This window comes from Lactococcus fujiensis JCM 16395, assembly GCF_002441655.1.
Lineage (GTDB): Bacteria > Bacillota > Bacilli > Lactobacillales > Streptococcaceae > Lactococcus > Lactococcus fujiensis.
This window is the reverse complement of sequence record NZ_JXJU01000004.1, coordinates 42,865-54,961: the sequence shown is the minus strand read 5'-3', so window position 1 is coordinate 54,961 and position 12,097 is coordinate 42,865. Positions and strand designations below refer to the sequence as shown.

Below are 12,097 nucleotides of genomic sequence, written 5' to 3'. Positions count from 1 at the left end.
TCAACATCCTCGTCCATTTGGCGAGTATTTTTTCTTTCAGTTGGATAAGTGATGAAGAGCGGAAAAGAATAAGGACAAAATGAAAAAATGATTTACTTTGATAACAGTGCAACTACAAGTATGGCGCCTGAGGCAATGAAAACTTATACCGATGTGGCAACCAAAATAATGGGAAATCCTTCTAGTCTCCATCAGTTAGGGACTGTCGCAACACGACTCTTAGATGCATCGCGTCGTCAAATCTCAGAATTATTAGGGGTTCAACCTCATGAAATTTATTTTACAAGTGGTGGAACTGAGGGGGACAATTGGGTGCTCAAAGGTGTAGCCTTTGAAAAGAAGCCCTTTGGCAATCACATTATTGTCTCAAGTGTTGAGCATCCTGCAATCAAAAATGCAGCTGAATGGCTAAGGACACAGGGCTTTGACGTTGATTATGCTCCAGTTGATGCAAAAGGATTTGTAAAAGTCAAAGAACTTAAAGCACTTGTTAGAGATGAAACCATTTTGGTCTCTTGTATGGCAGTCAATAATGAAGTTGGCGCAATACAGCCCCTCAAAGAAATTGCTGATTTTCTTGAAGATAAACCGACCATTAGTTTCCATGTTGACGCAGTTCAAGGATTAGGAAAAATAGCTGTTGAAGACTTCATGTTGCCTCGAGTTGATTTTGTTACTTTATCTGCTCATAAATTCCATGGACCACGTGGGGTTGGTATTTTAGTGATTAAGGCAGGAAAACGATTGACGCCGCTACTCCATGGGGGAGGTCAAGAAAATAATAAGCGGTCGACAACAGAAAATTTACCAGCAATTGCGGCAACGGCGAAGGCCATGCGCCTAACTTTGACGGATGATTCCTTAAAGCGCAAAAAAGTTGGCAAAATGAAAGCCGTCATTTATAATGCGCTCAAAGCATACGATAAAGTCATTCTATTTAGTGAAATGGAACACTTTGCGCCCAATATTTTGACTTTTGGCATTCGTGGTGTAAGAGGAGAAGTAGTTGTGCATGGATTCGAAAATCATGAAATCTATATCTCAACGACTTCGGCTTGTTCATCCAAAAAGAACGCGACAGCAGGAACTTTAGTTGCGATGAATGTGCCGAATAAGTATGCAACGAGTGCAGTCAGAATTAGTCTTGATCACACGAACAATATGTCAGAAGTTGAACAATTCTTGACCGTCTTTAAAATCCTATATTCAGAATTTGACAAGATCGCTCGTTAAGTTCGTATTAATCTCTATTGATTACAAAGGGAGCATGAAAAAACGGATAGATAAAAAACGAGCTCCCTCTCTTATAAAAAATAATCGAAAGCAAATCTTCCCCAAAGGCCTGATGAGTGTGCTCATTATCGGTTTACTCTTGGTTTTAGGGGGATATTGGATTAATCTGCAAAATTCAGCGGCTACAAATGTAAGTCCATCAGTGAAGGCTTTGGGCATTACGACAACAAATCCTACGATTACAGAATATGCTTCTGTCGCTTCATCGTTGAGAACAAATAATGTAGTCATTGAAAAAACAATTGCTTCAGGGCTCAAATTAGTTGGAATCAGCCCTTACGTGTATGGAGGAGGTCGAACGAGTAATTCGATTGCAAAGAATGAATATGACTGTTCAAGTTTTGTTGCACAAATGTATCGATTAGGTGGCCAATCCATCGTTCAGCAATCTGTTGCTACGACTTACTTATTGGCACAAACTGGAACGAGCATTTCGTGGTCCAATAAAACGCGTGGCGATTTACTGGTTACAGCAGCAAATGCTCCTGAATATGAGCAACATGTTGCGATTTATCTTGGAGATGGTTATATTTTACACGATTCCACTAGCACCAATGGCGTAAATATTAGCAAATTAGATCAGGTGATTAACAAGTCAGTCTTAGGAAATATGACTTGGGCCGAATTGTTCAGATCGGGAACAATCCAGCGAGAAGTAAGCTAAATAAAAAAAGCACTGAAATGTGCTTTTTTTATTTATTATCTTTTAATTAACAAGATAAGCATGTGTTAAGTCGTAAATCATCGCTGAGTTGACTTTTGAAACACCTTTTAAGTTTGGATTCATTAGAATTGACTTAGCTTGTGTATCAATAGGGTTAATATTCGATTGCTCGTAGAGGGCTTGTTCAGCATCCTTGTAGTCTGCATATCGTTTTTCAGGATCATTGACATCAGGTACAGTTGTCGCCGCTTTAAACGCCTTATCATAAGCTGCATTGCTTACTTTACCATCATTCATCGTACTGCCAGTGATAAAATTAATCAAATAATTAGAGGGCTCATTGTAGTCCGCTCCCCAACTTGAGAGAATAATCTGGAAGTTGTTGTTTGTTGCATCCTTTAAGCGTTGTGCTTTAGGGACAAGGTTTTCGTTAATGGTCAAACCTGGTAATACTTTTTCGAAATTCTGTTTGAGGTAATCCACAGCAGACTTGTGGAAAGCATCATCGCTATCCCCTTCAAGTGTCAAAGTCAGTGATGTTTTTCCTAGTTCTTTCAAGCCTTCTTTGAAAAGTTTTGCAGCTTTTTCAGGATCATAGCTATAAGGTTGTGCTGCATAGGTTGCAAAATCTTGTCCATTTGGCGCTTTGTCCAGTCCTTTTGGAGTGGCTGTTTTCAAAACAGTGTATGAAGGGGCAGCAGTATCAAGTAGCCCTTGCCGGTTTGTCGCAAGATTGAATGCTTCACGAATCTTGACATTATTAAGTGCAGGTACGGAACCGGATTGATTGTATTCAATGGTATCTGTACGTGGAGATTGAAGGACATTAAATCCTTTCGTGGATTTATTAGCAGCAATTAACTCTGGGGTATCGAGGACAGCGATGTCCAGTTTGCCTTGCTTGTACAATTGGGCTGCAGTCGACATGTCACTAATAACTTGATAAGTAATGCCAGAAGCTTTTACAGATTTGGCATCATAATAGTTTGGATTTTTGACGAGTGAGAATGTTTTGTTCGAGCCTGTCCATCCTTTACTTCCTTTAGCAAACATGAAGGCACCATTGTAAAGGGTCTTATCAGAAGTTGTTCCATAAGATTTCCCTTCCTTTTCAACAAATTTTTGATTCAATGGGTAAAAGGCTTGTTCAGTCATCAATTTTTCAAAGTATGGTGTGGGATTTGCCAAAGTGATAATGAGTTTGGAATCTCCTTCGGCTTTGATTCCAAGACTCGATACAGGTTTTTTACCATTCATAATAGCTGTTGCATTGGCAAGTGGTGAGAGAGCCATTGCATATTCTGAACCGGTCTTAGGATTAATCGTTCTTTGCCAACCGTAAACAAAATCCTGTGCTGTCAACTTTTCGCCATTTGACCATTTGAGATCAGGTTTTAATTCAACCGTGTAAGTGAGTCCGTCTTTTGAGACATCAATTGATTTGGCTAAATCTAATTCAACTTGTGCATTTTTGTCAAAGCGGACAAGTCCAGATTCAACATTAAGCAGCGTGTCAATCGAATTGACATCAGAAGCTAAACTGGAGTCAAGTGTGAGCAAATCTGAATTCAAACTGTATTGAATGTTTCTTGTCGTAGAGGTCCCTAAAGTTTGATTTCCGCATGCTGCAAGTAAAGTAACAGCAGCGACAGAAATAACCCCAAGGGTACCAATTTTAAATTTATTCATTTTATCTCCCATAAAAATAAGCATAATTTTTTCCTCTTTAATTGTATTACGCTCTATATTTTTGTCAATTATTTTTTACTATTTTGAACAATTATTGCAAAAATTTGCAGAAGAAAAAGAACGAGTTTGTTCTCTTTCTTTTGGTTTGTTTAGTCAAAATCGTATAAAACAGTTGATAAGTAACGTTCTCCATTATCAGGAGTAAGCGCTAGAACCTTATGACCCACACCTAATTTTTTAGCAACTTCAATTGCGGCATAAATAGCTGCACCAGATGAAATTCCAACAAGGAAACCTTCACTTGCGCCAATTCCACGGGCAGTCTTTATCGCATCGTCACCCTTGACAGCAATTACTTCATCGTAGGATTTTGTATCCAAGATTGGTGGAATGAATCCTGCAGAAATCCCTTGAATTTTATGTGGTCCTGCTGCATTACCTGATAGAATTGAAGATTCAGCGGCTTCAACGACAAAAGTTTTGATGTTCGCGTTAGCTTTTTTGAGGGCGTGGGAAACTCCTGTAATTGTTCCACCAGTTCCTGCACCTGCAACAAAGGCATCTAGTCCGATATGGTCTGCAGTTATGCCGAAGGCATCGATTATCTCTGCACCAGTAGTTTGTTCATGAATTGCTGGGTTAGCTGGGTTTTCAAATTGCATCGCAAGGAAATACCCTTTTTCTTCTGACAATTCTTTTGCTTTAGCAATAGCAGCGCCCATTCCACCAGCGGCTGGGGTTAATACTAAATCAGCCCCGTAAGCTTGGATTAATTTGCGGCGTTCAATAGAGAAGCTCTCAGGCATAACAATAACTACTTTGTAGCCTAAAGCTGCACCCACGAATGCTAAACCAATACCAGTATTTCCCGAAGTTGGTTCAACAATTGTACCGCCCGCTTTTAACTTCCCGTCTAATTCAGCTTGCTTAATCATAGCCAAAGCGATACGGTCTTTGACTGAACCGCCAGGGTTAAAGCTTTCAAGCTTCACATAAACATCGGCTGCATCAGCAGGCGTATTTTGGAGTTTAAGAATTGGTGTTTGACCAATTAATTCAGTGATATTCTCATAGATTTTACTCATTTTTCGACCTCATTAGTAATTTGTATATTTCTATTTTACAATAAAAAATGAATCTGGCTATAAAAAAAACTTATATCGGATTTAGCTTTTTTTATGGCTCTATTTTATGTTTATAATTGAAATAGCTTTACAAATGCTTTACATTTTTATTATAATAAAGATTAAGAATAATGTCATCATTAAAGACTTGGAATGAAAGTGAGAATTATTAATGAAGAAAAGATATCAATTTGCGTTGGGAGCATCTGTTTTAGCAGTATCAGCACTGACAGGTGTCAAAGCTCAGGCTTTGTCAGTTACCTCGATTGCTCAAGCGGCAACTCCTATTGCAAATCAGTTTGGTCTTTATCCGTCTGTCATGATTGCTCAAGGAATTCTGGAAAGTAGTCATGGTCAAAGTGGTTTGGCTAATAATTATAACAATATTTTTGGTGTAAAATATACGTCGGGTAATCCTGTTTACTTGCCCACTCAAGAATATATTAATGGCCAAATGACTACAGTTGTTCAACCTTTCCAATCTTATAATTCGCTCTACGAAGCATGTATTGCACAAGCTCAATTGCTTCGTGGATCCAAATTATATGCAGGTGCTTGGCGGGAGAATACGAGTTCCTATCGTGAGGCGACTGCTTGGTTGCAGGGGCGATATGCAACTGATCCAAATTATTCTAAAAAGTTGAACTATTTAATTGCTGAGTTAGGTCTGACGGCTTATGACAATGGTGGAGTTCCATCATCATCACTTAGAAGCAGTTCGAATTCATCAGCATCTGGAGCAAGTTCATATACAGTCAAGTCTGGTGATACACTGTCTGCAATAGCAGCACAATATAGCACGACGACTGCTCGATTGATTTCGGTCAATGGATTATCTGATGGAAATAGCCTGCAAGTTGGTCAAGTCTTGAAAATCACAGGAGTCTCACAAGCCAGTTCTACCACTACAAACTTGAGTTCAAGTTCTGGCACTGGCTCATATACAGTCAAATCAGGTGATAGTTTGTCTTCAATAGCAGCACAATATGGGATGAGCATCCGTCACTTAATGAACGCCAATGGAATTTCGGATATTAATAGTACAATTCACATTGGACAAAAATTGATTGTTTCTGCAAATTCATCTTCTAACACCACAGCAAGCACAAGGAGTTCATACAGTGCAACAAGTTCTACGGCAACAACTAATTCTCGTTATGCTCACACTGTTGTAGCCGGTGAAAGTCTATACTCAATTGCATCAGCTAATGGTATGACAGCCGAACGTTTGGCTGAAATAAATGGTATTGGTACCAATCAAACAATTTTACCGGGACAAACGATATTAATTTAACAGATCACAAAAAAACATAAAGAAATATACCTTTATGTTTTTTATTTTTAAGCAGACTCGTTTAAGTCTAAATGTACAGAAAGCTTATCGTTTTACAAGGCCAATTGATCGGATGGAATGATTCGAGTAATATTTTTTATTAAATAACAAAAGGCAAAATACGTAATAAATTAAATAGTAAGATATTATCTATTGGAATAGCAAAACAATATAAAAATAAGGCCTAGGCCTTATTTTATTTTAAGAAGGGATTATTATTTTTTTCAAGCTCAATCGTAGACTTCGGTCCATGTCCAGGTGAAATTTCAAATTCTGAATTTAAGCTCAACAACTGCGTTCGAATTGAGTGAATGAGTTGTTCATAATTTCCAGTTGGCAGGTCCCAACGCCCGATTGCATTTTTAAATAACGCGTCTCCAGTAAAAACGATTTTTTCTTGGTCAAAGACAAGACTCACCCCACCAATTGAATGACCTGGTGTTTCCAAGATTCTGAAATTAAATCCAGAAATCTCATAATTGTAACGTATTTTGTAAAAGTCATCCGCATCTGGTGCAATAATGTCATCATGCATTAATAAACGTGAAGCATTCAAATCGGGGCGATGAGGCCATTCTTTCTCGGCCTCGTGCAAATAAATTGGGCAGTCAGGATAGGTATCCTTAAGCAATTTGAGCCCCATCATGTGATCAAAATGCGCGTGAGTCAATAAAATCGCAACCAGAGGCACGCCTAGGTTGGTTAGATGCTCAACAATGGGTTTAGGGGAACTGCCAGGATCTATCACCATGCAAGCAGAAGAATTGCTCAGAAGATAAGTGTTCTCCTGAGCAATTGGATTGACAAGTTTTTCAATTTTCATTTTACTATTGTCCATTTGTCGTATTATTTGAAGTTGAACCAGTGTTGTTGACTGAAACGGAAGAACCATTGTCGGTTACAGTATCGGGGGCTGTCCAGTCAGCTACTGAAGATGGATTAGGGTATAGCACTTGCATCATGCTTCTAAAGACGCTAGTGGCACACATTATGCCTTGACCATAAACTGGTGTCATCATATTTTTATATCCCGTCCAAACTGCCATTGAGTATTGTGGGGTATATCCAACAAAGTTTTCGTCAGGTGAGACCATTCCAGTTACATTTCCAATTTTTTTATCAATTTCGTTTCTTTGTTCAGTGGTGTAATTTGAAGTCCCCGTCTTACCCGCAAGAGCGGTCAGTCCTGGCAGAGCAGCATTTCCCCCTACCGAAACTGAAACTGGTAATTGAACAACACCTTTAAGCATATTAGTTATTATATAAGCAGTTGAAGGCTTCATTGCTTGAGTTTTTTCAGGTTTATAATCAAGTTCATGACCATCGGGGAAAACAACTTTTGTCACATAGAAAGGTTTCGTGTAGACTCCTGAATTGGCAAATGCAGCATAGGCAGAAGCCATGGAAACAGAACTTGCTCCGCCGGAAGCATTGGATGTGTGACTTGAAATCGCATTGGCATAAACCATTGGTGACAAATTAATTCCAACTTTTTGTAAGAAATTATTTGAATCAGTCAGCCCAACCTTGATTAATGTTTTCACCGCAGGGATGTTGCGTGAATAATCGAGTGCTTGTTTGACGGTCAATGTACCTAAATAGGTATTATCCCAGTTACTTAGTGGGGTTCCGTCTGGATAAGAAGAGGGACCATCCACAACGGTATCACTCGTCGAGGTGTAGATACCATTCTCAAATGCTGGACCGTAATCAACTAAAGGTTTCATTGCTGAACCCCAGTCGCGGTCAGTTTGTACCGCATAATTTGAACCAAAAGTTGTATTATCAGGGACATTGCGCATCCCAATTTGTGCGACAACTGCGCCGGTTTGGACATTAACTAAAGTTGATGCCACTTGGAAATTCTTATCAGGATAGGTCACATATTGGTCAGTATTGACAATATTATATAAATTTTGTTGGGCATTTGGGTCGAGAGTTGTATAGACCTTTACACCAGCTGTTGCTGTATCGACTTTGGCTAATTTGTCCGCTTGAGCCTTAGCTTGTTTTAAGAAATTATCCGCGAAGGCGGGTATCGAAACACTTTGTGTTAATGTTTGCAAGCCCGATTTTATTGGGGTGGCTAGAGCTTCCTTTTTCTGAGCATCGGTAATTTTTCCATATTTATACATGGCATTGATGACTAAATCACGACGATATTGCGCTGCAGAAGGGTTAGTATAAGGGTTGTATGTTGAAGGGGCTTGGGGCATCCCAGCTAACAAGGCAATTTGTGCAATCGAAAGTTCTGTTAAGGACTTCCCATAATATGCTTTTGCAGCAGTTCCCATTCCGTAATAACCATTCGCCATATTAACTTTATTGACATAAGCAGTAAAAATTTGTTCTTTCGTCCATTTCTGATCTAATTGCAAGGCAAGCCAGGCTTCTTGGACCTTTACTTTTAAATTCTGATCAGATTTACTCGTCGAAAACATACCCAGTTTAATTAATTGCATATCCAAAGTTGAACCACCATTTAGCGAATCTCCTTTTAAGTTATGTAAAAAAGAACCAGCGATACGAACAGGGTCAATACCGCGCGTACTGAAAAAGCGGTGGTCCTCAATCGAAGTAACCGCATTAACCAAAAGAATTGGGATATTATCTGTTTCGACAAGTGTTCTGTTTTCAGCACCCATTGTAGCGACAACATTACCTGATGCATCAAAATACTGGCTTGACGGGGCAGATTCAAGCTGACTTAAATCTAACTTGGGTGCATCTTTGGCATAATAAACAAAAATTGCTCCACCTGCAAAAACAGCAAGAATAATAGTTGATAGAATGATAATAAAAAAGACTTTGATAGCAGTCAACCATTTTCGTTTTGTTGTTCTCGGCTCATTTTTTGGACTATTTTTTATCGTTTTGATTTTTCTGTACCTCATAGTGTTCAATTAATATATCTAAATAAGGAATCCTTGGAATCTGTTCCGTTGTAATTTCGTGCCCATATTTCTTGATAAAATCGAGCGGAATCGACTTTAAGCCATGTTTCTCATAATAAAATTTTATCAGATTTGATGCTGGAAGTAAATAGGTCGCATTTAGAGTTGCGAAATGAAGTAAGACAAAGGCAATTCCACCTTGTTTAATCACATTTTCCATGTGTATGATTTGATGATCGTGAAAATTTTTGAGTGGGAAAACAGTTTTCTGTTGTGTTTCTTTGGCCTCAAAATCAATGTATTTGCCTTGCCAAACGCCGGAGTAGTCAGTTGTCGAAGCTTGACGAAAATAAGCTTCTGTTATTTTAGCTCGGCTCCTCTTAGGATAATCGACTTTCACGATTTGAATCGGTGTTGGCTTCTTATGGACCACGGCCATTCCATGTGTTAAATAGTAATCATTGGTTGCATTAATTTCTGCCTCAAAATTCATACCGCGTTTACCAAATTCGACCGTTGATTTTGTGAATGACTTAAGAGATGGCAAATTAGATTTTACTTGCTTTTTTTCCACCTTTTTGGACAACTTTACTTGCGTTGCCCCATTTTTTTCAGGCAGGTTTTTCTCTTGAATTTTCATTCCAGCAGGTCTTTTTATACCGTTCGGATACTTAATCATTTGAAATACCTAACATTCAAGAGGATGCATCTTAATTTGCAAATTAGACTCTTGATTTTTCTAAGTGTAGTATAATGTTCATTATAGCATACTTTAAACATGGAAAGAGGATAAATGAACGCACTTTTAGTAACAGGTTACAGTAGTTTTGACTTAGGAATTTTTGACGAAAAAGACTTAAAAATTACAGTCATAAAAAAAGCCATTCGTAAACGGCTCACTTCATATTTAGAAAATGGACTTGAATGGGTTGTTTTTACTGGTGCAATGGGGTTTGAATACTGGGCTCTGGAAGTGGCTAAAGCACTCCAAGCCGAATATCCTTTCCAAATTTCAACAATTTTTGATTTTGAAACTCATGGACAAAATTGGAATGAAAGTAATCAAACAAAGTTATCCGCTTTCAAAAATGTAGATTTTATAAAATTTGCTTATCAAAAGTATGAAAATCCACAACAATTTAGACAGTATAATGAATTCTTATTGGAAAATACGGAGGGAGCTTTCGTTTTCTATGATGTAGAAAATGAAACAAAATTACATTATCTTGTTGAAAAAATGGAAACGATTCCTGAATATGATCTAGACCTTTTAACATTTGAAGATTTACAGGATATTTATGAAGAAATGAATGAAGAATAATCGAAAAAATTCACAAAAATTTCAATTTGTGCTTTTTTTGCTAAAAATATTTTGTTATAATAAAATAAAATGGCTAAATATTATCATCACGTTAAAACAAAAATAGATGCTTATTTCTATTTAAAAAGTGTTTAATATTTATGTTAGCTTTTTGCTTTTTAAAAATAAATAAATTTAAATTGATGTTTCCAAATATCAATTTTTGAGGCTCGCCTTTGTATTAAAAAGGCGGCCATTATAGTGAGATTATTTAAAATATGATGAGAGTAGGAACAAAAATTGATTGATTTATATTTGTCTCCTTCATGCACAAGTTGCCGTAAAGCGCGGGCTTGGTTGCAAGGACATAAAGTTCCCTATGTAGAACACAACATTTTAACCCAACCTCTAACGCCTGATGATTTGCGCAAAATATTGACAAAAACAGAAAATGGGACGGAGGATATTATTTCAACACGTTCAAAAGTTTTTCAAAAACTGGCGATTGATGTTGATAGTTTGACGATAAATGAGCTTATTGAACTTGTATCTGAGTACCCCAACTTGCTTCGTCGCCCGATTATTACAGATGAGAAGCGCCTGCAAATTGGCTTTAACGAAGATGAAATTAGATCTTTTTTACCAAGAGATTATCGTCGAGCAGAAATGTCTAGCTCAATAGAAAATTAAGATGAAAGAAAATTATTCATATCCAATTGATTTATCGTGGAGTACTGCTGAGATGACAGTAGTGCTTTCGTTTTTAAACCAAGTAGAAAAATATTACGAACAAAAGGTTGAAGTGACAGTCTTTAAGGAAAATTATGAAGCCTTTAAAAAAGTCGTACCTTCAAAAATGCAAGAGAAACAAATTGGCCGTTCTTTTGAAGAAGCCAGTGGATATTCCATTTATCAAGCAGTAAAGGAAGTTGGAGCGAGTGGAAAAAAATTTGTCAGTCACCAATAAACTTGAACAAGCTAAATTATGGGTTCAAGCTGCTGGCGCCTTTTTGCGCGAAAATATTAATGGGCCTGTGAAAATTACTGAAAAAACACGACCAGATGACCTAGTTACTAATTATGATCAGCTCGTTCAAAAAAATATAGTCGGACAAATAAAACATGCGTTTCCAGACGATTTGATTTTAGCAGAAGAAGATGAAATTAAAACGGCATTTTCTGCGTCCATTCCGTCACTCTGGATTTTGGATCCAATTGACGGAACGACCAATTTTATTGTTCAACGAGATAAATTTGCGGTAATGTTGGCCTATTATGAATATGGGGTCGGAAAATTTGGAATCATTTTGGATGTCATGAAAGAAAGACTTTATTGGTCTGATGAAGCTGCAGCGTATTGTAACGACAGGCTTTTGAAGAAAAAAGACTTCAATTTGCATTATAGCTTAATCGGTGTTAATGCCTATATGTATCGGACTAACACTGGTGGTCTATTGGATCTAAGTTTTCAAACCTTAGGCGTTCGAACGAGTGGTTCTGCTGGAATAAGTTATACTGATTTATTTGAAGGAAAATTAATGGGCTATTTTAGTAATTTACAGCCTTGGGACTATGCTGCTGGCTCAATTATTGCATCTCAACTTGGCTTTGTCACAAAGTCACTTGATGGAGGGGAACCCACATTTTCAGGGCGTGAAATGATCTACACTGTACCCAAGTCACTTCAGAATGAAATTCAAAACTATCTTAAATCAAGCAAGATAGAATAGCCGAAAATTATTTTATGATATAATTAATAGGCAAAACAGTCATAATTTCATAACATTTTTGTAATATTTG

At 37.6% G+C, this 12,097-nt stretch carries 12 protein-coding genes; 7 read left to right on the top strand and 5 right to left on the bottom strand.

Features of this window, described 5'->3' with window-relative positions:
• The first annotated feature begins 87 nt into the window (after positions 1–87).
• Both RT41_RS04215 and RT41_RS04210 read left to right on the top strand, forming a co-directional pair.
• Positions 88–1,233: a cysteine desulfurase family protein gene (locus tag RT41_RS04215; protein ID WP_096817681.1), complete on the top strand. Its 1,146-nt coding sequence runs from the start codon at positions 88–90 to the stop codon at positions 1,231–1,233.
• A 34-nt stretch (positions 1,234–1,267) separates the two neighbouring features.
• Positions 1,268–1,957 (top strand): C40 family peptidase, encoded by a 690-nt coding sequence (locus tag RT41_RS04210; RefSeq protein WP_096817680.1) that lies wholly within the window; start codon positions 1,268–1,270, stop codon positions 1,955–1,957.
• 42 nt (positions 1,958–1,999) lie between these two features.
• On the opposite strand, the gene RT41_RS04205 is transcribed toward RT41_RS04210, so the two are convergent.
• Positions 2,000–3,646: a peptide ABC transporter substrate-binding protein gene (locus RT41_RS04205; protein WP_096817836.1), complete on the bottom strand. Its 1,647-nt coding sequence runs from the start codon at positions 3,644–3,646 to the stop codon at positions 2,000–2,002.
• Between the two features lie 149 nt (positions 3,647–3,795).
• Positions 3,796–4,731 carry a cysteine synthase A gene (gene cysK / locus RT41_RS04200; RefSeq protein ID WP_096817679.1) on the bottom strand — a complete coding sequence of 312 codons (936 nt, stop codon included), beginning with the start codon at positions 4,729–4,731 and terminating at the stop codon, positions 3,796–3,798.
• 211 nt (positions 4,732–4,942) lie between these two features.
• Here cysK and RT41_RS04195 point away from each other — a divergent pair, with 211 nt between their 5' ends.
• Entirely contained in the window at positions 4,943–6,064 is a 1,122-nt protein-coding gene (locus RT41_RS04195) for a LysM peptidoglycan-binding domain-containing protein (protein WP_096817677.1), read from the top strand.
• A 235-nt stretch (positions 6,065–6,299) separates the two neighbouring features.
• On the opposite strand, the gene RT41_RS04190 is transcribed toward RT41_RS04195, so the two are convergent.
• The 3 genes from RT41_RS04190 to recU are packed head-to-tail and all read right to left on the bottom strand — an operon-like array spanning position 6,300 to position 9,676.
• The gene (locus tag RT41_RS04190) at positions 6,300–6,926 is read right to left on the bottom strand and encodes an MBL fold metallo-hydrolase (RefSeq protein ID WP_096817676.1); all 627 of its coding nucleotides are present in this window, start codon (positions 6,924–6,926) and stop codon (positions 6,300–6,302) included.
• A 4-nt stretch (positions 6,927–6,930) separates the two neighbouring features.
• Entirely contained in the window at positions 6,931–8,997 is a 2,067-nt protein-coding gene (locus tag RT41_RS04185; protein ID WP_096817675.1) for a transglycosylase domain-containing protein, read from the bottom strand.
• Positions 8,963–9,676 carry a Holliday junction resolvase RecU gene (gene recU / locus RT41_RS04180; protein WP_245811588.1) on the bottom strand — a complete coding sequence of 238 codons (714 nt, stop codon included), beginning with the start codon at positions 9,674–9,676 and terminating at the stop codon, positions 8,963–8,965. Before recU ends, RT41_RS04185 begins: the two co-directional genes overlap by 35 nt.
• Positions 9,677–9,790: 114 nt before the next feature.
• Between recU and RT41_RS04175 the strand changes: the two genes are divergently transcribed.
• The 4 genes from RT41_RS04175 (at position 9,791) to RT41_RS04160 (ending at position 12,027) form a co-directional block, all read left to right on the top strand.
• Positions 9,791–10,318 carry an SLOG family protein gene (locus RT41_RS04175; protein ID WP_096817674.1) on the top strand — a complete coding sequence of 176 codons (528 nt, stop codon included), beginning with the start codon at positions 9,791–9,793 and terminating at the stop codon, positions 10,316–10,318.
• Positions 10,319–10,597: 279 nt separating this feature from the next.
• On the top strand, positions 10,598–10,987 hold the full coding sequence (gene spx / locus RT41_RS04170; RefSeq protein WP_054639745.1) for a transcriptional regulator Spx: 390 nt from the start codon (positions 10,598–10,600) through the stop codon (positions 10,985–10,987).
• Position 10,988: 1 nt separating this feature from the next.
• On the top strand, positions 10,989–11,264 hold the full coding sequence (locus RT41_RS04165; RefSeq protein WP_096817672.1) for a UPF0223 family protein: 276 nt from the start codon (positions 10,989–10,991) through the stop codon (positions 11,262–11,264).
• Positions 11,236–12,027, top strand: coding sequence for an inositol monophosphatase family protein (locus tag RT41_RS04160; RefSeq protein ID WP_245811587.1), 792 nt, complete (start codon positions 11,236–11,238; stop codon positions 12,025–12,027). Before RT41_RS04165 ends, RT41_RS04160 begins: the two co-directional genes overlap by 29 nt.
• The last annotated feature ends 70 nt before the right edge of the window (positions 12,028–12,097 follow it).

What these genes read in the sequence shown, in the direction of transcription:
- RT41_RS04215 (WP_096817681.1), top strand. Translation starts at nt 88, where the DNA reads ATGATTTACTTTGATAACAGTGCAACTACAAGTATGGCGCCTGAGGCA.
- RT41_RS04210 (WP_096817680.1), top strand. Translation starts at nt 1,268, where the DNA reads ATGAAAAAACGGATAGATAAAAAACGAGCTCCCTCTCTTATAAAAAAT.
- RT41_RS04205 (WP_096817836.1), bottom strand. Translation starts at nt 3,646, where the DNA reads ATGAATAAATTTAAAATTGGTACCCTTGGGGTTATTTCTGTCGCTGCT.
- cysK (WP_096817679.1), bottom strand. Translation starts at nt 4,731, where the DNA reads ATGAGTAAAATCTATGAGAATATCACTGAATTAATTGGTCAAACACCA.
- RT41_RS04195 (WP_096817677.1), top strand. Translation starts at nt 4,943, where the DNA reads ATGAAGAAAAGATATCAATTTGCGTTGGGAGCATCTGTTTTAGCAGTA.
- RT41_RS04190 (WP_096817676.1), bottom strand. Translation starts at nt 6,926, where the DNA reads ATGAAAATTGAAAAACTTGTCAATCCAATTGCTCAGGAGAACACTTAT.
- RT41_RS04185 (WP_096817675.1), bottom strand. Translation starts at nt 8,997, where the DNA reads ATGAGGTACAGAAAAATCAAAACGATAAAAAATAGTCCAAAAAATGAG.
- recU (WP_245811588.1), bottom strand. Translation starts at nt 9,676, where the DNA reads ATGATTAAGTATCCGAACGGTATAAAAAGACCTGCTGGAATGAAAATT.
- RT41_RS04175 (WP_096817674.1), top strand. Translation starts at nt 9,791, where the DNA reads ATGAACGCACTTTTAGTAACAGGTTACAGTAGTTTTGACTTAGGAATT.
- RT41_RS04165 (WP_096817672.1), top strand. Translation starts at nt 10,989, where the DNA reads ATGAAAGAAAATTATTCATATCCAATTGATTTATCGTGGAGTACTGCT.